This window comes from Arenibacter catalasegens (assembly GCF_002909235.1).
GTDB classification, from domain to species: domain Bacteria; phylum Bacteroidota; class Bacteroidia; order Flavobacteriales; family Flavobacteriaceae; genus Arenibacter; species Arenibacter catalasegens.
In genome coordinates this window covers 69,995-89,856 of record NZ_PHQQ01000007.1, presented here as the reverse complement: position 1 = coordinate 89,856, position 19,862 = coordinate 69,995, and the positions used below count along the sequence as shown (strand labels likewise).

General features: G+C 37.2%; 20 protein-coding genes. 6 read left to right on the top strand and 14 right to left on the bottom strand.

The features are described 5' to 3' along the window. Nucleotides 1–123: 123 nt before the first annotated feature. The 10 genes from CWD90_RS07770 to CWD90_RS23435 form a co-directional block, all read right to left on the bottom strand. Nucleotides 124–1,287, bottom strand: a complete 1,164-nt coding sequence (locus CWD90_RS07770; RefSeq protein ID WP_103475374.1) for a sigma-54-dependent transcriptional regulator — start codon at nt 1,285–1,287, stop codon at nt 124–126. A gap of 11 nt (nt 1,288–1,298) precedes the next feature. Beyond that, nucleotides 1,299–2,177 (bottom strand): DUF6268 family outer membrane beta-barrel protein, encoded by an 879-nt coding sequence (locus CWD90_RS07765; RefSeq protein WP_103475373.1) that lies wholly within the window; start codon nt 2,175–2,177, stop codon nt 1,299–1,301. Beyond that, the gene (locus tag CWD90_RS07760; RefSeq protein WP_103475372.1) at nt 2,167–3,063 is read right to left on the bottom strand and encodes a mechanosensitive ion channel family protein; all 897 of its coding nucleotides are present in this window, start codon (nt 3,061–3,063) and stop codon (nt 2,167–2,169) included. The genes CWD90_RS07765 and CWD90_RS07760 overlap by 11 nt, the downstream gene beginning before the upstream one ends. 1 nt (nt 3,064) lies before the next feature. Further along, the gene (locus CWD90_RS07755; protein WP_103475371.1) at nt 3,065–4,402 is read right to left on the bottom strand and encodes an ABC transporter permease; all 1,338 of its coding nucleotides are present in this window, start codon (nt 4,400–4,402) and stop codon (nt 3,065–3,067) included. A gap of 5 nt (nt 4,403–4,407) precedes the next feature. Beyond that, nucleotides 4,408–5,331 (bottom strand): ABC transporter ATP-binding protein, encoded by a 924-nt coding sequence (locus CWD90_RS07750; protein WP_103475370.1) that lies wholly within the window; start codon nt 5,329–5,331, stop codon nt 4,408–4,410. Nucleotides 5,332–6,334: 1,003 nt separating this feature from the next. After that, nucleotides 6,335–7,468: a molecular chaperone DnaJ gene (gene dnaJ, locus CWD90_RS07740; RefSeq protein WP_103475368.1), complete on the bottom strand. Its 1,134-nt coding sequence runs from the start codon at nt 7,466–7,468 to the stop codon at nt 6,335–6,337. A gap of 9 nt (nt 7,469–7,477) precedes the next feature. Further along, a complete protein-coding gene (locus CWD90_RS07735) occupies nt 7,478–8,050 on the bottom strand; it encodes a nucleotide exchange factor GrpE (RefSeq protein ID WP_103475367.1) in 573 nt (190 codons plus the stop codon). A 140-nt stretch (nt 8,051–8,190) separates the two neighbouring features. Next, nucleotides 8,191–9,153, bottom strand: a complete 963-nt coding sequence (locus CWD90_RS07730) for a TIGR01777 family oxidoreductase (RefSeq protein WP_103475366.1) — start codon at nt 9,151–9,153, stop codon at nt 8,191–8,193. A 139-nt stretch (nt 9,154–9,292) separates the two neighbouring features. Continuing rightward, nucleotides 9,293–9,958 carry a tRNA (5-methylaminomethyl-2-thiouridine)(34)-methyltransferase MnmD gene (mnmD, locus tag CWD90_RS07725; protein ID WP_103475365.1) on the bottom strand — a complete coding sequence of 222 codons (666 nt, stop codon included), beginning with the start codon at nt 9,956–9,958 and terminating at the stop codon, nt 9,293–9,295. A 29-nt stretch (nt 9,959–9,987) separates the two neighbouring features. Next, nucleotides 9,988–10,146, bottom strand: a complete 159-nt coding sequence (locus CWD90_RS23435; protein WP_239986484.1) for a DUF4920 domain-containing protein — start codon at nt 10,144–10,146, stop codon at nt 9,988–9,990. Nucleotides 10,147–10,557: 411 nt separating this feature from the next. On the opposite strand from CWD90_RS23435, the gene CWD90_RS07715 reads away from it, so the two are divergent. Then, on the top strand, nt 10,558–11,628 hold the full coding sequence (locus tag CWD90_RS07715; protein ID WP_103475364.1) for a branched-chain amino acid aminotransferase: 1,071 nt from the start codon (nt 10,558–10,560) through the stop codon (nt 11,626–11,628). 98 nt (nt 11,629–11,726) lie between these two features. Here CWD90_RS07715 and CWD90_RS07710 read toward each other — a convergent pair whose 3' ends face one another. Beyond that, on the bottom strand, nt 11,727–12,116 hold the full coding sequence (locus tag CWD90_RS07710) for a pyrophosphohydrolase domain-containing protein (RefSeq protein ID WP_103475363.1): 390 nt from the start codon (nt 12,114–12,116) through the stop codon (nt 11,727–11,729). Nucleotides 12,117–12,782: 666 nt separating this feature from the next. Here CWD90_RS07710 and crcB point away from each other — a divergent pair. The 4 genes from crcB (at nt 12,783) to CWD90_RS07685 (ending at nt 16,249) form a co-directional block, all read left to right on the top strand. After that, entirely contained in the window at nt 12,783–13,148 is a 366-nt protein-coding gene (gene crcB / locus CWD90_RS07700; protein WP_103475361.1) for a fluoride efflux transporter CrcB, read from the top strand. A gap of 300 nt (nt 13,149–13,448) precedes the next feature. Continuing rightward, nucleotides 13,449–13,787, top strand: coding sequence for a P-II family nitrogen regulator (locus tag CWD90_RS07695; RefSeq protein ID WP_103475360.1), 339 nt, complete (start codon nt 13,449–13,451; stop codon nt 13,785–13,787). A 31-nt stretch (nt 13,788–13,818) separates the two neighbouring features. Next, nucleotides 13,819–15,069: an ammonium transporter gene (locus CWD90_RS07690; protein ID WP_103475359.1), complete on the top strand. Its 1,251-nt coding sequence runs from the start codon at nt 13,819–13,821 to the stop codon at nt 15,067–15,069. A gap of 112 nt (nt 15,070–15,181) precedes the next feature. Next, nucleotides 15,182–16,249 (top strand): outer membrane beta-barrel protein, encoded by a 1,068-nt coding sequence (locus CWD90_RS07685; protein WP_103475358.1) that lies wholly within the window; start codon nt 15,182–15,184, stop codon nt 16,247–16,249. A gap of 60 nt (nt 16,250–16,309) precedes the next feature. On the opposite strand, the gene CWD90_RS07680 is transcribed toward CWD90_RS07685, so the two are convergent. The 3 genes from CWD90_RS07680 to CWD90_RS07670 form a co-directional block, all read right to left on the bottom strand. Further along, a complete protein-coding gene (locus tag CWD90_RS07680; protein ID WP_103475480.1) occupies nt 16,310–16,948 on the bottom strand; it encodes a DUF1684 domain-containing protein in 639 nt (212 codons plus the stop codon). A gap of 210 nt (nt 16,949–17,158) precedes the next feature. Continuing rightward, on the bottom strand, nt 17,159–18,571 hold the full coding sequence (locus CWD90_RS07675) for an alpha/beta hydrolase (protein ID WP_103475357.1): 1,413 nt from the start codon (nt 18,569–18,571) through the stop codon (nt 17,159–17,161). Nucleotides 18,572–18,793: 222 nt separating this feature from the next. After that, nucleotides 18,794–19,246, bottom strand: a complete 453-nt coding sequence (locus tag CWD90_RS07670; RefSeq protein WP_103475479.1) for an Lrp/AsnC family transcriptional regulator — start codon at nt 19,244–19,246, stop codon at nt 18,794–18,796. A gap of 117 nt (nt 19,247–19,363) precedes the next feature. On the opposite strand from CWD90_RS07670, the gene CWD90_RS07665 reads away from it, so the two are divergent. Then, nucleotides 19,364–19,756, top strand: a complete 393-nt coding sequence (locus CWD90_RS07665) for a hypothetical protein (RefSeq protein WP_103442067.1) — start codon at nt 19,364–19,366, stop codon at nt 19,754–19,756. Nucleotides 19,757–19,862 lie beyond the last annotated feature (106 nt).

Sequence of the window (19,862 nt, the reverse complement as noted above, 5' to 3'; positions counted from 1 at the left end):
CCAAATTTCCTATGGGCATAGTGGTCGCCTGACGATAGGGCCCTAAATCAAATATTCCTTCTAGAATTCACAATCGCCTGGTGCTTGCCCCAAACCTAAATTAGGGCAACAAAAAGTATCACCTTATTTACTGGCAAAGGATTTCACATCCTCTTCAGTTACTTCGTTGCTACCAAGAATTATAAGACGTTCTACAACGTTCCTTAATTCCCTAATATTTCCCGTCCAATCATACCCCTTTAACAAGGAAATTGCCTTTGAAGAAAATGATTTAGGTGCGCTTCCATGTTCTGAAGCAATTTTCTCGGAGAAATGCTTTATGAGTAACGGAATATCTTCTCGTCTATCATTTAATGAGGGTACCTTTATCAATATCACTGCCAGCCTGTGGTACAAATCCTCCCGAAACCTTCCACTTTCTATTTCCGTCTTTAGATCCTTGTTGGTCGCAGCAACCACCCTAACATCTACTTTAATGTCCTTATCAGATCCTACCCTGCTTATTTTATTTTCTTGGAGTGCACGAAGAACTTTTGCCTGTGCCGACAGGCTCATATCTCCTATCTCGTCTAAAAATATGGTACCACTATTGGCTGCTTCGAACTTACCGGCCCTATCCTTGACGGCTGAAGTAAAAGCCCCCTTGACATGTCCAAAAAGCTCACTTTCGATCAATTCGGATGGGATGGCCGCACAGTTTACCTCTATCATAGGATTTCCATTTCTCTCACTCTTTTCATGAATCCAATGTGCCACAAGTTCCTTTCCCGTACCATTAGAACCCGTAATAAGTACTCTGGCATCGGTAGGAGCTACCTTCTCGATCATTTCTTTGATTACGGAAATCTCTTTACTCTCTCCGATCATCTCATAATTTTTACTGACTTTTTTCTTTAAAATTTTGTTCTCCACCACCAATTCCTTTCTATCCAAAGCATTGCGAACCGTAGTCAACAACCTATTTAAATCTGGCGGCTTGGATATATAATCAAAGGCCCCTATTCTCATGGTATTAACGGCCGTATCCAGATCCCCATGTCCGGAAATCATGATAAAAGGGATTTCAGGTTTTATTTTACGAACAGCTTCCAGCACCTCAACACCATCCATTTTTGGCATCTTTATATCACATAAAACAAGATCAAAATCATCTTTTTTTATGGTTTCCAACCCTATCAAACCATCTTCAGCCTCCTCTACTTTATAGTTTTCATTCTCTTCAGAAAGAATTTTCACCAAAACCCTTCTAATAGCCGATTCATCTTCAATAACTAATATTCTAGACATAACTAAGTATTTTAAATTCCAATTCTAAAACCTGTTCTAAAATAGAAACTAGGTTGATCGTTCAACGTAAATATATTATTTCGATCATCATCCCTCAACACCCCAGCTTGAAACAAGGTATGCCCTGCATAACCATAAAAGAAAATATTTTTGGCCACAGCATATTGATATCCCAATGTAAATAATGCAACAGATGTTGAAATGGAAGAAGCAATCCCAGAATCCGAGCTAATCACCGTATTCTGTAAGTTTACATAATATCCGTCCACTATAAATTCTGTTTGAAGCATATGTTTGTCATTAAAAAAGTATTTCATACCACTCTTGGGCGCTCCAATAACATATGCCCAATTAGGATGAAACCTCTTTTCAAAATAAACCAAAGGCAATGGTATTCTTACCGCCACCGTTGAATTATAAGCCACTCCCAATACCAATCGCGTTGGTTTTTCAATATTCGGCCTATCCCGAAGTGCCCCGATCGTGACATTTAAAGATACATCACCATCACCTATATCGTTGGTCAATGTCGAAGATAATCGAGGAGTAACGACTCCCACAAAACGCCAATCTTGATTGTATTGCAATATGTAGGCCATATTAAAATCGGCTACATGAAACGTTTCCGTTATAACATCGTCATATGGTGCTCCACGATTAAGATCAAAGGCTATCCGATTGTACTCGCCACCAACAATAATATTATCGTTCTTTCCCACTTTAATTGGCAAGTTGGCTACCAATTTTATTCTAGATAATTTTGCCTCAGCCGTATTCCTTGGCATTAGCATATACTCCAACCTAAAAACATCAGGTGTCTGGGCAGGACAGAAATTCACTAGCAAAATGAATCCAAAAAGAAATCCAAGCCTTCCTATTTTAATTCCCATACCCAGCACTATTATTATCGACCTGTGAAGTTTTTAATGGTCGGGATTGAAACAAATGAATATCCCTTTGTGGAAAGGGTATACTTATATTATGTTCCCTGAATTTCGCATCTATCCTATACCGCATAGCACTTTTAATTTTTGGATCTCCATAACTGTCGCTAATATAAAAATTGATGGAAAACAATAACGCAGAATCCCCAAAGTCTTCAAATAGCACAAAAGGCTTAGGATTTTTTAAAACCCCTTTTTGATCACTTGTTATATTTTCCAATATTTTGGTCACTAAATTAACATCGCTCCCATAAGCAACCCCAATCTTAACGCTCTCTCTGGTACTTTTATGATTTTGGGTATAATTATAAATACTATCTGTTAAAAATTGGTGGTTAGGAATTATGATTACCTTGTCATCCCTAGTGAGTGCCCTTGTTGTCCTTAAGCGAATTTCAAAGACCTGGCCAACTTTTTGATTTACCTCAATAATATCGCCTACACGCAAAGACTGATCCAAAATGATTAAGATTCCCGAAATAATATCCTGGAACAAATATTGAAGTGCAAATCCCAAACCTACAAACAACGCGGCAGATGCAGTCAACAGGACAGTGAGATTAACCCCGGAGGTATGAAGAATAACCAATACCACCATTATATAGAACAGGTATCTTAAAAACCCAAAAATGCTTATAAACTTATTCTTATCCTCCTCTGGTAACTTTGCCGTAACCAATCTGTGAACCAATTTTAAGGCATAGGTTACTACAATTACAGAAATAATAATAATTAATAAGGTACCGGCCGTTATGACCACCTTATCTCCAGGCCAAATTTTGTAAGCAAGGAATTCATTTACAACTTTAACAATATTCTTTATTTCTTCCATTCTAATATTTCAGCCATTTAAATAGGTCTTTATAGGATGGTTTTTTACCGTACATCAATATTCCGACCCTATAAATTTTTGCAGCCAACCATACGATACCGATAAAAGTAATAATCAATAGTGAAATAGATGCTACCACCTCCCAAATAGGGACACCTCCTTCCCCTATGCCACCTGGCAAACGCATCATCATCACAATGGGCGAGGTCAAAGGAAATAAAGAAAACGCCACGGCTATAGGACCATGTGGGTTATTAAAAACAGAAAAGAACCCCACATAAATGGCCAACATTAATGGTAGAATAATAGGAAATATAAACTGTTGTGTGTCTGTTTCATTATCCACAGCAGCCCCTATTGCAGCATATATTGAACTATAAATTAAATAACCCAGGATAAAATAGATTACAAAAAAACAAATAAGCATAATCCATGGTATCCTAAAAAGTTCATTTGCATACAATTGAATTGCGGAATCCGATGTTGCCATATACGCTGCTCCCCCCATCAGGCCTGGGGCGTTAGCAGCTTCCGAATTAAAGCCTGAAGGATCAATATCGAAAACCAGAATCAACACTCCAAACATTAGAAAGGCCGAAATGATCCAAATAGCAAACTGGGTAACTCCAGCCAAAGAAGTCCCTATTATTTTCCCTAGCATAAGCTGAAAAGGTTTTACAGAAGAAATAATAACCTCTATTATCCTAGATGTTTTTTCCTCAATTACACTGCGCATAACAAATCCACCATATATAATGATGAACATCATTATTAGGTACCCAAATCCCCCTCCTATAAAGGCCTTTAATTCGGTTATACCTTTCAGGTTCTGATCTCCGGAATAGGTAGCTGTATTAATTTGAAAATTGTTGTCGACACTTTCAAAATCGGATACCGAAACCCCTAATTCCTGTAATCTTCGCAATCGTAGACGGTCTTCAAATACATTTTCCAAATTGTCCAAAACATTAGTACCAGGAGGCTCCTTAGTATAAAAGAAGGACCTACTAGCCACCTTTTCCAAGTCCAATTCGTTTGGGATATAAAGCAATCCATAAAATCCCATATTTTGAACAGAATCCTTGGCAGCCTCCAAATCTATATCCTTAAGTCTTACAAAAGAGGTACTTTCGGTACCCTGAAAATCTGTTGAAAAATAATTACTCTCATTCAGTACTCCAATAGTCCTTACTTCATTATCATTAACCTTAGTTAGGTAAACAATAAGAACAACCATCCCCACCATTAGGATTGGACTCAAAAATGTCATGATCACAAAGGACTTATTCCTAACCTTTGCTAAATACTCTCGTTTTATGATGAGTGACAACTTGCCCATATATATTATTTGGATTGAACGGTTCTAATAAATATATCGTTGGCCGATGGAATTTTTTCCGAGAAATTATTGACATTTGCCTTGCCCGATAAATGTGATAAAAAGGGGCCTGTTTCATCTGTGGGCAGTTGCACGGTGAAGTTTAACTGTAGCCCGCCATCTACATATTCCGAGGAAAGAATTTGAAATTTATCCTTTAAGTCTTCCAAAAGTCCATTGGGGCTTTGCACCCCCAAACCTACCTTATAAATGTTGTTCTTATATGCTTTTTTTATATCACTAAGCTTTCCATCCAATAATTTTTCCGACTGGTGTATTAGCGCGATATAGTCACATAATTCCTCTACAGATTCCATTCTATGTGTGGAAAATATAATGGATGTGCCCTTTTCCCTAAGCAGAAGAATTTCATCCTTTATAAGATTGGCATTTATAGGGTCGAACCCACTAAATGGCTCATCGAAAATTAAAAGCTTTGGTTCGTGCAAAACTGTGACGATAAACTGGATCTTTTGCGCCATTCCTTTTGAAAGTTCCTGAATTTTCTTGTTCCACCAATCCCCTATTTCAAAACGATCAAACCAATATTTTAATCTGCTTTTTGCATCTGCCTTGGAGAGTCCCTTTAATTGGGCAAGATATAGGACCTGCTCGCCTACTTTCATACTTTTATAAAGTCCCCTTTCCTCCGGCAAATACCCGATCATGGATATGTGATTGGGCTGCAAGGGCTTTCCATCAAATAAAATTTCCCCTTGATCCGGATAGATTATTTGATTGATTATCCGTATTAAAGTAGTCTTCCCTGCTCCGTTAGGACCAAGCAAGCCATAGATACTGTTCTTGGGAATTTCTAATGAAACTTTGTTGAGAGCTATATGGCTCCCAAACTGCTTAGAAACCTCTTTAGCGACCAATATATTATTCATGCACGCAATTTCCTCAAAGATATATAATTGCTATTTAAGAGATAGGCTGGAATATTATAAATTATTCCTTTTAAAGCTTTTTTATATATTATACTAGAAGGATATTATAAGCTTAGGCCCAAGTGAAATTTTGAAATAAAAAATCCATAAAAAAGAAGATAAATGAAGCGATAATGACTCATATCCCTCCTAAAAACAACTAACTATTCAAATTACAGCAAAAAAAAATACCGTGTAAAACGTTGAGATCCCCAAGGGGAACCATCCATTTCTAATTCGCTTCCTTGAAGCTCTTAAAGCCAGGGTTTCACTAACAAAACCCACCCGGGGTAACGTGAAGATCCCGCCAAAGGGCGGGATTAGTTCAACCATCCATCTTTATTTCGCTCCTTTAGGGCTTGCGGACACTACAACAAAGAGATCCCGCCAAGGGGCGGGATTAGTTCAACCTGCCGCGTTTATTGCACCCCTTTCGGGGCTTGCGGACACTACAACAAAGAGATCCCGCCAAGGGGCGGGATTAGTTCAACCTGCCGCGTTTATTACACCCCTTTCGGGGCTTATAAAAACGGGGTTTCACTAACATAACCCACCCGGGGTAACGTGAAGATCCCGCCAAAGGGCGGGATTAGTTCAACCATCCATCTTTATTGCACCCCTTTAGGGCTTGCGGACACTACAACAAAGAGATCCCGCCAAGGAGCGGGATTAGTTCAACCTGCCGCGTTTATTGCACCCCTTTCGGGGCTTATAAAAACGGGGTTTCACTAACATAACCCACCAGGGGTAACGTGAAGATCCCGCCAAAGGGCGGGATTAGTTCAACCATCCATCTTTATTTCGCTCCTTTGGAGCTTATAAAAATGGGGTTGAACTAAAAAACAAAACCCACCCTTAACGAATCAAGGATGGGAAAAAAAATTGCTATGAAAAAGAAAATAATATTGGTTTCCCAACATTAACTCAAATATACGTTTTTTATTTAAACCTTAAATTACTACTATTATGAGAACATATCCTTGACCTTTTCAAAGAATGATTTATCCGATTTCTCTGGTCTGGGTTCAAAATTTTCGTTATTCTGCATACGTTCAAAAAAGTCTTTTTGCTCTTTATTCAACTCCTTGGGCGTCCAGACATTGACATGTACCAATAGATCACCACTGCCATATCCATTAAGGCTAGAAATACCTTTACCTCTTAACCTAAGAATTTTGCCAGATTGTATCCCTGCCTCCAATTTGATCCTCACCTTACCACCAACAGCGTCGATCTCTTTTGAGGTACCCAATACAGCTTCGGAAATACTGATATAAAGGTCGTAATGTAGATTATCGCCTTCCCTCTTTAGGGTTTCATGCTCTTCCGTCTCAATAGCCACCAACAAATCGCCCGGAACCCCATTTCCCGGAGCATCGTTTCCTTTATTGGGCACTTTTAACTGCATACCGTCCTCAACTCCTGCGGGAATATTAACACTTACAGTTTCCTCGGAAACTGTTAAACCATTGGCATCCGCATCGGTAGGTTTCTTATCGATCATTTGTCCACTACCCCCACAAGTGCTACAGGTAGCTGCCGTCTGCATTCTACCCAGAATTGTATTGGTGATTTTGGTTACTTGCCCACGACCCCCACAGGTGCCACAGGTTTGGTAGGTAACCCCTTCTGCCTGAATCTTTCTCCTTACCTTAATTTTCTTTTCTACACCATTGGCAATTTCCTCCAAGGTTAGTTTAACCCTTATTCTTAGGTTACTTCCCTTAACACGTCTTTGACCACCGCCGCCGCCGCTAAATCCTGAGAAACCACTAAAGCCGCCACCACCGCCACCGAAAGCGCCACCAAATATATCGCCGAACTGACTAAAAATGTCATCCATGTTCATTCCGCCGCCGCCAAATCCGCCGCCGCCCTCAAAGGCTGCATGTCCGTATTGATCATAACGTGCCTTCTTATTGGGGTCACTGAGAACTTCATAAGCTTCAGCTGCCTTTTTAAACATTTCCTCGGCCTTTACGTCACCCTGGTTTTTGTCAGGATGATACTCTATTGCTTTTTTACGATAAGCCTTCTTTACTTCTGCCGCTGTAGCATTCTTTCCAATGCCCAAGATTTCATAATAGTCCTCCTTCATAAAATATTTTTAATTTCCAACAACCACTTTTGGATGGCGTATAATTTTATCCCCCAGTTTAAAACCCTTTTCAACTACATCTATAATTTTACCTTTCAACTTTTTGCTTGGAGCTGGAATCTGTGTGATGGCATCGTGAATCTCTGCATCGAAGGCATCACCTTCTTTTACCTCCAATTCCTGAAGACCCTTATTTTTTAAAGTTTCCTTGAACTTGTTGCTTATTAATTCAACTCCTTTAAACATTTCCTGATCCTCTGATTTGGAAATTTCTCTTATTGCACGCTCAAAATCATCGATTACCGGTAATAAGGATACTATAACTTCTTGACCTGCCGTTTTAAACAAATCTATCCTTTCCTTTGAAGTCCGTCTTTTGTAATTCTCGAACTCTGCAAAAAGACGCAAAAATTTGTCTTTTTCCTTTTTAAGGTCTTCCTGTAATTGCTCTTCAAGACTAAGCTCCTCTCCATTTTCTAAATCCTCGTTCCCAACAGATGAACCGTCTTGTTCTACGTCTTGATTTTCTAAATTATTTAGAACATCATCTTCCATTTCTTCTGTTTTATTTTCGTTGCTCATTTAAAATACATTTATATACTTCCGATTTGAGATGGCAAAAGTACTGCCAATTCTTTAAAAATGTCATAATGTCATTAAACTTTATAAAAAAACATCCGCCAATGACGGATGTTCACAATTCTTACAATCTCCATGTATCCCTAGGAAATGAACTCGTTCTGATAAAGTGTATCCTGAGTCCTATGTTCGCCCTTCTCCTTATAAATGTTTTCTAAGGCCCTACATATATTTGGATAGATAAAATCGAATCCTGAATTTTCAATTTTTTTACAACTTACGCGCTGACTGACAAATAGCAAATATGACATTTCACCCAAAACCAATCGCATCACGGTTTTAGGAATATTGGGTAAGAAAAGCGGTTTTTCTAAAACTCCTGCCAATTCTTTTGTAAGCTTTACGTTAGTAACCGGATTTGGAGCTACCCCGTTAAATATTCCCGTCAGCTCTTTGGTCATAACGTGTAGAAATATTCTACCCAAATCATGGAGATGAATCCAAGATTGCCATTGGTTACCAGACCCTAATGACGCGCCTAAGTAACATTTTATAGGCTTAGCTATTTCAGGCAAAGCCCCCCCCTTATTAGAGACCACCAATCCTATCCTAATTTTGGCGGTTTTAATATTAACTTTTTCAAACGCATCAACCTCCTTCTCCCAAGTGGATACTACCTCCCCTAAAAAACTGTTATCAATATTTACCTCATCTTCCTTATAATATTGGGACAAGGAATTAGGGTAGATACCTATGGCAGAAGCGGACACAATTATTTTAATACCGTGCATACCATCTTCTGGTATAGCACCCAATAAAGTCCTTAAGGAATCAACCCTACTGTTTAGTATCTTTTTTTTATTATTCTTGGTCCATCTTTTGGAAATACTTGTTCCAGCCAGATTGATTATTGCAGTAACCCCTTCAAAACAATCAACATCTATTTCATTCTTGCTGGGATTCCAATAATAGCCATTATAGTCCGTTTGAGAAACAATTTTGTTTCTACTGGTGGTCAAGTAATTAACCGAAATATTATTTTGTTTACACAAATTTACAATTTCACTCCCCACCAAACCTGTTGCACCCGTTACTAGAACCTTCATATCCTTTCTATCTTTTCTATCTTTCCATCAACTTAGATATAAATATATGGGTTTTTAATATTGAAGCACTTGTATTTAGTTTAGGTTTAACAATCTACGGTTGTAGATCGTTAAATAATCCATAATACAAGATTACTATTTATGATACCTTTAAGGCTCGGAGCATTTCTCTTTTTCCAGGAGGGCCTGGCAATCGTTCCACAACAAACCCTACAGCCTGCATAGCTCTCCTTACACTTCCCTTTGCTGAATAAGTTACCAGCACACCATCTTTTTTCAATGCTTTGAACATTATAGCAAAAACATCCTCCGTCCAAAGCTCTGGCTGTACCCGGGCACCAAAAGCATCAAAATAAATTAGATCAATAGTATTAATGTCCGATATTTCCCTAAAATCCAATTGCTGTTTTATCAAAGAAAAATTGGATCTAATTTGATGCAATTCTCCCCATGAAGTTTGGTGCATCTTTAAAAAATACTGTTCAAACTCCTTTGCTTTCAGAGCTCCGCTATAGCCCAACTGGTCTAATTCCTCCGGAAGCACGGGATAAGCTTCAACACCCTTATAAGTAACTTCCAAACCTTGCTTATCCGATTCCAATAAAGTTATAAGCGTGTTTAATCCAGTTCCGAAACCAATTTCCAAAATAGATATCGACCGATCATGGAAAAGGGATAAGCCATTCTTTATAAAGACATGGTAGGCCTCCTGGACAGCGCCATGAATAGAATGGTACTGTTCGTTCCAATCTTCAATTTGAATTGTTTTAGATCCGTCTGCTGTGGTAATAATTTTCCTTTTCAAATTATTTTCTTATCAATACACCATCTGCTTCAAAGGCGTAGGTTTTCTTTAATTTCAGTTATTTCGGCAATTTCTTCTTTGGATTTTCCGCCATCATCAGCAATATGCCTTTGGGCTTCAACGCTACTTTCCTCAATATAGGCCAAACCATTTACGATGACTTGTTTACCCAAAATATCCCTTGGCATAAAAAATCAATAATCCTTGTATTTCACCAAACTTTCTACCCCGTTTACCAATTCCAATTTCATTCAACAGCCTTTTAGGCTGCAAACCTCTGTAACCCGACCATAAAATTGGCAAACAAGTGTATCGGACGTGGCCATTTTTTGATAATTTTTCAGCATTATCTTACATGTCACTGCGTTAATTTCAGCAATTTGGTCTCCAAAGTACTCATAGTTTTCCTTTCCCAACGGTTCCTTGGGTTTATTTTGTGGCTTACAAGCGGTAAACGTCAAAAAAATGGCAATCAAAATGTTAAATTATTTCATAATAGCCAGAATTTATATCACTTTACAAAACTGGGTATTTTTAGACGAAAAAAGAAGTACTACTAATGATATTTGCTTAATTTTATTGCTTTAAATTAAATCTCTATGCAAACTGTTTTAAATTCAATAATAGTTGAGAAAGTTAAAGGTTCAAAAATTGATAAAGTAGATTTTGATAATTTATCGTTTGGGAAATATTTTACAGATCATATGATGATCTGTAATTATAAGAACGGGGCTTGGGAACTCCCTACAATAGTTCCATATCAACCGATTACACTGGACCCATCCGCTAAAATTTTCCATTATGGGCAATCTGTTTTTGAAGGAATGAAAGCCTACAAGGATGAAGACAAAAATGTTTGGCTTTTTCGTCCATTGGAAAACCAAAAACGAATTAACATTTCGTCCAAGAGACTGGCTATGCCAGAATTCCCTGAAGATTACTTTATGGAGGGCTTAAAGGCACTTTTAAAGTTGGACCATAAATGGATTCCGACTAAGGAAGGAAGTTCCTTGTACATTAGACCTTTTGTGTTTGCCAGTGGCAATGGATTCCACGCCTCACCTTCTAGCGAGTATAAGTTTATAATTGCTTGTTCTCCATCTGACTCTTATTTTGCCGGGAAAGTTAAAGTCTTGATAGAAGAAAAATATTCCCGATCTGCAAATGGCGGTGTAGGCTTTGCCAAGGCCGGCGGTAATTACGCTGGACAATTTTACCCTACCCAATTGGCAGTTGAGAAAGGCTATAATCAGGTAATTTGGACTGATGATAACAACCACGAATATATTGAGGAGGCCGGAGCCATGAATATTTTCATAAGGATAAATGACACTTTAATTACCAGCCCTACTAGTGATAGGATATTGGACGGTATTACCAGAAAGAGCATCATAGACATTGCCAAAGACGAAAATATAAATGTGGAGGTTAGAAAAATTACTGTAAAAGAGGTTGTTGAAGCCTCTAAGAACGGTTCTCTGAAAGAAATGTTCGGAGCAGGTACTGCGGCTGTAATTTCACCTATTGCTACTTTTGGATTCCAGAACAAGGATTATGATCTGCCAGAATTAAAAGATAGTTATGCCTCCTTGTTAAAGAAACGCATTACAGATATACAATACAATAAGGCCGAAGATAAATTTGGTTGGAGATATCAAGTGGAGGTATAATAATTATATACCATTTTCATTATGACAAGGCCCCTCTTCTTTAAAGGATGAGGGGCCTTTTTTTTTAAACTCACAGATGAATTCTTTATTTTCTAAGGCTATTTTTTATCCAAAATATCAACTATATTGGGTTTAAAATAATTTGGCCCCTTTAGGACTTTCCCATCTTCCCTGTAAATTGGTTTGCCATCTTTCCCCAATTTACTCATATTACTTCTCTGAATTTCCTCAAAAACCTCTTCTATTTTGTATTGCATTCCGTGCTCCAGTATGGTCCCACACAATATATAAAGCATATCTCCAAGGGCATCAGCCACTTCTACCACATCATTATTGGTAGCAGCCTCTAAATATTCATTGTTCTCCTCATCCATTAAATTAAAGCGAAGTAAATTCTTATCCTTTCCCAAATCTGCCTTAATCTCTTTGGAAACACCCAACCCAAAAGAATTATGGAACAATTCTACCGCACTCAGTTTACTTTTCATAATTGTAATTATTTAAGTTAGATTTGCGTAAAAATAGAAATATGTTCAGTACCGGACAATTAATTTTTGCAGGTCTTTTTTTTGTCGCATTTGTAGTAATTACCATAATTGCCTATCAAAAAGACATGAAACTCCATAAAAAAAATTACAAAGGAGTTAAATGGGTAGGACTTTTCTTCACATTATTCATAATAATATTATTTCTTATTAAGTTTTTCCTTAAAAATTAACAAATTATATCGCTTCATAATAAAAAGCACAGCCACTAAGAACATTCTGAATTTTTACAGCGTAAAATATACGAAAAGGCGTAATTTTGCGTTTGGTAACTAAATCGTTTAGTTGTATGGTAACTTTTTTCAGTATTCTATTAGTTCTTATTGGTATAAACACATTGCTTTTTTTAGTTAGTTTTAACAGTAGTCCGAAAAAGAAAGAAAAGTCCGTCAAAAATATTTCAGAATCTACAACAGTAATCTTCCCCCTAGATTTAATTAACTCGAAATATAAAAAGGCAGTTTAAATCTAGTCTAAAAAGAAATATGTGCATCTTTGTATAAATACTACCTTATATAGTATTGATGACAATCCAATGCAAATTTTTAAGAACCTTATGGGTATGGTAATTTTTATTTACTTTATACAAGGAATAAAAATTAAAATGCAATGAAGCAATTTCTATTGGTCTTTTTAGGAGGGGGCTTAGGAAGTGGATTGCGCTTTCTATTAAGTAAATCCTTCAATAACACTTTTCACAATTTCTTTCTCGGAACATTTATTGTAAATATTATAGGATGCTTGCTGATTGGTTTTATCATCGGGCTTTCTTTTAAAAATAATTTACTTTCCTCAAATCAGACCTTATTATTAACCACTGGCTTCTGCGGTGGCTTCACTACTTTTTCAACCTTTGCCCTGGAACAACACTCTTTTTTAAAAACCGGCGATTTTATTTATTTCACCGGCTACACTCTTGCCAGTCTAATCATAGGAGTCCTTGCCGTGGCTGCCGGATTCTGGTTTTCCAAGTAACAATTTTCCATATACACGATTGTAAGTAATTCTTGTCATTTCCGTTTTTCTAGCGATTTTATGCAATTTCCTGCATTATCAATAGCAAAAAGCTGAAAAAGGCACGAATATTTCAGGTTTTCACCTAAACAAGTGTTAATTATATTAACATATTATCATAAATAACATTTTCGAATCACACTACCCTTAAAATATATGGGTAGTTTTTATTTAATATGTAATTATGAAGCATATACCCCCTAAAAAATAGGGGGGTATCATTTTAATATATATTTTTGCCTCATAAATAATAAATCAATTATGAAAAAAATCGAGGCAATTATTAGGAAGTCAAAATTTGATGACGTAAAAAAAGCGTTACATCTAATCGAAGTAAACTTTTTTAGTTACTGGGACGTAACTGGTGTCGGCAATGAAAAAGAAGGTCATGTCTATAGAGGCATTTCCTATAGTACATCCGACATTCAACGCAGGTATCTTTCCATTGTGATATCGGATGAGTTCTTAGAACGTACCGTTAATACGATTCTGGAAACCGCATATTCTGGTAATGTAGGTGACGGTAAAATTTTCGTTTCGGAAGTTTTAGAAGCCTATCGCATCAGAACAAAAGAAAGCGGAAAAGCAGGAATCAACTAAAAAAATTAAGAACCAACAAACAATTAACAACATGGACGTAGGATTATTTACAGCAAATAACGTTTGGATGATGATATGTACGGCTCTCGTATTCTTCATGCATTTAGGATTTTCACTTTTGGAAATCGGACTAACCAGACAAAAAAACACAATCAATATTTTATTTAAGAACGTATTCATTATATGTATAGGGTTACTCCTTTACTATATAGGCGGCTTTAACCTAATGTATCCTGGTGATTTCAACGGTTTTCTAGGTTTTGCAGGATTTGGTATAGAAGCTCCAATCCTAGCTGACGGAAGTTTAGACCTAAGCTATAATGAAGGGTATACGTATTGGACAGATTTTCTTTTTCAGGCGATGTTTGCCGCAACAGCGGCTACTATAGTTTCTGGAGCAGTAGCAGAACGTATTAAACTTGGTGGTTTTATGATATTCACCGTTATCTATGTAGGATTGGTTTATCCTATAGTAGGATCTTGGCAATGGGGCGGTGGATTCTTGTCCACACTTGGCGGTGATGCTGGTGGTTTCCATGATTTTGCAGGATCTACATTGGTTCACTCCGTTGGAGGATGGGCAGCTTTGATCGCTATCTATATATTAGGACCTAGAATTGGTAAGTTCGGCGAAGATGGAAAACCAAATGCGATTCCTGGCCACAACATACCTTTGGCAGCAGCAGGCGTTCTTATTCTTTGGTTGGGATGGTTTGGATTTAATGGTGGATCAGTTTTATCCGCAGATCCAGCAGGTACTTCAATAGTATTGGTTACAACTTGCTTAGCAGCAGCTGCAGGTGGTATCGGGGCTTTTATTTTCTCAACAATTCTTTACAAGAACTATGACCTTACCATGATGTTAAATGGTATCTTGGGTGGTTTGGTAGGAATAACTGCCGGAGCGGATTTAATGTCTCCTATGGAAGCCATTATTATTGGTCTATTGGCCGGGGTAATTATTGTCCTTGGTGTTGCATTGGTAGACAAATTAAAATTGGATGACCCTGTTGGAGCCGTTGCGGTGCATCTTATTTGTGGTATCTGGGGTACTTTAGCAGTAGGTATCTTCGGAGTTAAGGCCGGTCTATCCCAACTTTTATACCAATTAACAGGAGTAGCCGCTACTGGCGTATTCTGCTGCCTTACAGCATTTATCATCCTCTATACAATTAAGAAAACTTCAGGAATCAGAGTTTCCAAAGATGAAGAATTGGAAGGCCTAGATTTACATGAGCACGGAATGGATGCTTATGCCGATTTCAGGATGAACCAACACTAATAACACCTAAAAGGTAACGGAGCGTTTTGCAGAACGCTCCGTTAATAACCTTTTCAATATAGCAACTCAATATATAATTAACATCCTGATATAGGATACAAACCATTGAATTATGAAAACGATTATTTACACAAAATACGTAAAAAATTTACTATTACTTGCATTTGTTCTTGCTTCAACAGTAACCTTCGCTCAAGAGGAGGAAAAAGAAGATAAAAAATTCACGATTAGTGGTAGTGTGGATGCTTATTACAGGACAAACCTAAATGGTGACAACGGTTTTGACGAGACTTCGGGTGCCCCCAATGCGGCTCCTGGATCTTCTTTTGCCAATCTACCAGGTTTTGCATTGGGTATGGCCAATGTAATAGCCGGTTACGAAGGCGAGGATGTAGGATTTGTTGCCGATCTTGTTTTTGGACCTAGAGGAACCGATGCCATTTTTGCCTCACCATTGTATTCCGCTACCGGAAACATTGTAAACCAGTTATATGTATACTGGAATGTAAGTGAATCTGTAAAATTGACCTTTGGAAATTTCAATACCTTTTTAGGTTATGAAGTAATTTCTCCTGTAGCTAACTTTAACTATAGCACTTCTTACTTATTTTCATACGGTCCTTTTTCCCATACAGGCTTAAAAGCAGACTTTACCTTATCTGATGACTTTAGCTTAATGTTGGCCATCATGAATCCTACGGATCAAACCGAATTGAATCCCACCGAAAAATATGCTTTTGGTGCTCAATTAGGCTATAGCGGACAATTCTTAAACTTCCTAGCCGATGACGGGGCATTTGAGATTGACTTTACAGGTGGGTTTGACCTATCGGATGAATTCTTCTTGGGACTCAATGCAGCCATTTACGATAATGATGATATTGGTTTCGCCGGAGTAGCTCTTTATCCACAATACGCTACTTCTGAGAACTTCACCCTAGGGTTAAGAGGTGAATATTTCACTGAAACAGGAGACTATGGTGCAATTGGAACAGGTGTTGAAGATTCCAGTGTTTTTGCAGTAACACTTACTGGAAGTGCTACAATAGGAAATTTAATAATCAAACCAGAATTGCGATTGGATAGCGCATCGGATGATTCCTTTAGCTTTCTAGATACTGATTTGGCTCCACAAAAGAGTTTATCTTCATTTGTTCTTGCCGCAGTGTATTCTTTCTAAAAAAAATTGAGTTTATTATTTATAGCCCAGCAATATAATTGCTGGGCTTTTATATTTTTATCACTTTTTAAATGCCTTCACTCCTGCTAAAATCTCCAGATTCAGTCTATTTTGTTTGGGCACCAATGGACAGGAATATTTTGGGTTATATGCGCAATAAGGGTTATAAGCCTTGTTAAAATCGAGAATAATGGTTTCACCGTCAGGAATGGATAAGTCCAGATATCTACCGCCACCATAGGTTTCCTCCCCATTGGTAAGGTCGGCAAAGGGCAAGAATAAATAATCTGTATACTTCTCCTGCTGCATTAATTCCTGATTTTGATATACTTCCAGCTTATGGGAGCGGCCTTTAAGAGTAAAAGTCACTACCCCATATACAACCTCCTCCGTCTGTCTTTCTGTTGTCGTAGGCATTAGAAAAGGTAAGGCCCCAGGCGTTCTGATAAAATTTGCAATTACCCTATAAGTAGTGTCCGGTTTATAGAAATCCAAGGTAGTAAAATCCTTTCTAAACCTATCCGGTAAGGGGGACGTTTCAGGATCTTTGAATTCCGCATTCATTTTATTTTGAAATTGCACAATTTCCTCCAGAGCATCGGTGTCTAGTGACGCGATTTTCTTTTGCTCCTGATCGTGATATCTTTTCTCCTTACAACCCCATGTTAATATCACTAAAATCAAAAATAACTGCTTCATTTTCCTGCTTTTGGCATAAAAATACAACATCCCTATTTCTGAATAAAAAAATTCTTAAAATCTAACGGTTGGCAAGACGGATTCGCAGTGCAAATTCTTATACAAAATCCAGGAAAACAAGAATTTTTTTATTCTCCAATAACCAATTAGAGAAGATGGACATTGAATAATACCAAGGATTGCAACAGCATGATAATTCACAAGAGGCACCTATCTCTCCTCAATGACATCGTAACGGGCATCTTTTAAATATTTTGCCACAATCTCATTGAATTCTGGCGTTATACGCAGCAGGGCGGTACCTTCCAAACTATATAATTCTGCTTTATCGGTATACCCGTTTTTCAATAATTCCTCCAAATAAAACAGTGAGGTTCCATAGTCTTCCATATTGGCACTGTTAGCTATTATCTTCAAGTAATAACTATAATCATCAGGATCCGTAACTGTCTTTAGCATCCAAAGTAGACTCAAGACCTCTTGGTCTACCTGACCCCCTCCTTGAACAATATCCATATTATCCTCGATTAATGCATTTACATACCCCAAAAGTCGTTTTCCCATTTCCCGTTCGGCCGCAATTTTACTTTTATCATACCTTTTTAACTCCCCCATTTGGTATATCCACCAACCCAAGTTATTGTAATTATAGGTAGCCAAATCCTCCTCCAAATAATAAACATAATCTTCCTTTATAAAAGACTCCTTCAACAAGGTATTATTTTCATTACGGGTCATAGTCTTGAAAACTTTGTCTTTTTTCAATTCACGTTTTATTTTTTTTAAGGAATCTGTGTCCTTGAACGCTCTATATACAGACATAACTTCCTCCAATAAGTTATTAGCTTCAATTAAGCCTTTGGAATTAATTAAACGATCTATTTCCTTCAGATTTTGAGTAAAAGTACTATTTACATAAGCTTCATCTTTCACAATTTTTCCCTTAGCCATTGCAGATAAAGTGAAAATTTCCAGAGCTTTTTCCAGATATTGGGCTTGGGGCCATTCATGACCCCCGTTAAATACTATTAATTGATTTGGAAATTTCAATTTACTCAATAGCGATTTTCCTATCAACATTTCGGGATATGCATAATCTTCCTTGCCTACGATTCCTATGAACTGAAATAAATTATTAACATCCAATATCTCTAAATTAGGATATACTGCACCACTGGATATTACCCCAGCTATACCTTTTACAAAAATGGGTAAAACAGATGCAAATCTGGCCCCACTATCAAATCCGGCACTATAGGTCCTGTCCTTTTGGATAGGTAATAGCGTTATAATTTCATTGAACATTCTCCCCGTTATCAAAATATTTTGGGAGGTGGTCAAAGAGTCGTTAACATTGTTTGAGGCCGCTAGGATATACCCTTGGTTTTCAGCCGCATCCTTGAACATACGAATGGCCTGTTTACCCCTGCCCGCCATATCAAAAACAAAAAGGATGGGCCAATTCTTGTCCATTTCAAAACTAGTAGGAAGGTATAGTGAAAAACTTTCCGATATTGAATCCTTTACTATGATCGAATCGATTACGATACCTTTCTTCAAGGTTATCTGCGAATTACCAAAAAAAACCGCCCCAAGGAACAGAAATAATATAAATTTCTTCATAGACTTATTGTCATCAAATATCTAGCCAAATTAATACTCCTTTCCTTCATTCTAAGATATCTCAGAGATTCGGAAAACTATAGTTTAAGCAAAGTTAAACACGGCCAACTTTTTAACTAGCCCTTTATAATACATTAAATTAAATAATAAATACATTAGCACCAAAGAGGTTAACCTCTTTTAATTGAAAATTCCGTTTGCAAAATCAATTTAACATCGCACTTATACCTCCCTCTTTCTAATGGGAGCGTTAGAAACTACATCCGACAAGATAATATGGGTACGGGTCTCTCCATATTGTATAAGCTTATCTATAAATTTTTCTAAATGAAATTGATCCTTTAGGACCACCAACATAATAATATTTTCATTTCCTGTAATCCGATAACAATTAACGACTTCCTCATAGGTGTTTACAATTTCTAAAAATGGTCGTAATTTTCCCATAAAGGCACGCAACGTAATTATAGCTTTTAATTGATATCCCGTATGGGAATGGGACACCACAGCTTTATACCCTGTAATAACACCCAAATCCTCCATTTTTTTCACCCTTTCTGCAACCGCAGGAGGAGTTAACCCTACTTTCCTGCCAATATTCGCAAAAGATTCCCGGGCATTTTCCTGTAGCAATTTTAAAATCTTCCAATTAAGGACATCAATCTTTGTATTCAACACGTAAATGATTAAAATTATTAACTTTCAATAGCTAATGTACAATTTTACCTTATTATATAAACTAATATTCCTTAATTTCTACGTAATTTTATATATCAAAAGTTGCCATAAAAAATGCCCTATAAAAACTTAAGTACGATTCCTATTTATCGCAAATCCTTGGATCTTTTACAGATGAGCAGGGAAATTGCATCGTACCTATCTTACAATAAGGATTTGCTAAAGCTTTATCAATCCAACAGCCTACGGGATATTATGGTAGATTCCCTTTTAACGGATTCCATTTTAATTCCTCAACAAATAGCAGCAGCGGAGCGCTCTGAATGTCACGCAGCTAGAATGAGAAGTGCCACCTTCATCAATGTTATAATTAGAAACATAAACTCTTATTGTACCGGTTTAGAAAAAGATGGCGTCAAAGAAAAGGAATACTTAAACCTTCTTAGAAGCGAAATAAAAAGTTTCAGAAGAATGTACAAAGTTTGGAGACGATCCATTCGGAGTTAGGGTTATTAGTACTACAACCTCCTAATTACCTATAAATTAAGGATGTTTCGGAAACTGAAAGCAATTAGTGGAACTAATTGAATCTTAAGGTAGTCTAAGTGCTTTA

Bases quoted from the DNA above. Each gene is read 5' to 3' on its own strand.
- CWD90_RS07770 (WP_103475374.1), bottom strand. From the start codon at position 1,287: ATGTCTAGAATATTAGTTATTGAAGATGAATCGGCTATTAGAAGGGTT.
- CWD90_RS07765 (WP_103475373.1), bottom strand. From the start codon at position 2,177: ATGGGAATTAAAATAGGAAGGCTTGGATTTCTTTTTGGATTCATTTTG.
- CWD90_RS07760 (WP_103475372.1), bottom strand. From the start codon at position 3,063: ATGGAAGAAATAAAGAATATTGTTAAAGTTGTAAATGAATTCCTTGCT.
- CWD90_RS07755 (WP_103475371.1), bottom strand. From the start codon at position 4,402: ATGGGCAAGTTGTCACTCATCATAAAACGAGAGTATTTAGCAAAGGTT.
- CWD90_RS07750 (WP_103475370.1), bottom strand. From the start codon at position 5,331: ATGAATAATATATTGGTCGCTAAAGAGGTTTCTAAGCAGTTTGGGAGC.
- dnaJ (WP_103475368.1), bottom strand. From the start codon at position 7,468: ATGAAGGAGGACTATTATGAAATCTTGGGCATTGGAAAGAATGCTACA.
- CWD90_RS07735 (WP_103475367.1), bottom strand. From the start codon at position 8,050: ATGAGCAACGAAAATAAAACAGAAGAAATGGAAGATGATGTTCTAAAT.
- CWD90_RS07730 (WP_103475366.1), bottom strand. From the start codon at position 9,153: ATGAAGGTTCTAGTAACGGGTGCAACAGGTTTGGTGGGGAGTGAAATT.
- CWD90_RS23435 (WP_239986484.1), bottom strand. From the start codon at position 10,146: ATGCCAAGGGATATTTTGGGTAAACAAGTCATCGTAAATGGTTTGGCC.
- CWD90_RS07715 (WP_103475364.1), top strand. From the start codon at position 10,558: ATGCAAACTGTTTTAAATTCAATAATAGTTGAGAAAGTTAAAGGTTCA.
- CWD90_RS07710 (WP_103475363.1), bottom strand. From the start codon at position 12,116: ATGAAAAGTAAACTGAGTGCGGTAGAATTGTTCCATAATTCTTTTGGG.
- crcB (WP_103475361.1), top strand. From the start codon at position 12,783: ATGAAGCAATTTCTATTGGTCTTTTTAGGAGGGGGCTTAGGAAGTGGA.
- CWD90_RS07695 (WP_103475360.1), top strand. From the start codon at position 13,449: ATGAAAAAAATCGAGGCAATTATTAGGAAGTCAAAATTTGATGACGTA.
- CWD90_RS07690 (WP_103475359.1), top strand. From the start codon at position 13,819: ATGGACGTAGGATTATTTACAGCAAATAACGTTTGGATGATGATATGT.
- CWD90_RS07685 (WP_103475358.1), top strand. From the start codon at position 15,182: ATGAAAACGATTATTTACACAAAATACGTAAAAAATTTACTATTACTT.
- CWD90_RS07680 (WP_103475480.1), bottom strand. From the start codon at position 16,948: ATGAAGCAGTTATTTTTGATTTTAGTGATATTAACATGGGGTTGTAAG.
- CWD90_RS07675 (WP_103475357.1), bottom strand. From the start codon at position 18,571: ATGAAGAAATTTATATTATTTCTGTTCCTTGGGGCGGTTTTTTTTGGT.
- CWD90_RS07665 (WP_103442067.1), top strand. From the start codon at position 19,364: ATGCCCTATAAAAACTTAAGTACGATTCCTATTTATCGCAAATCCTTG.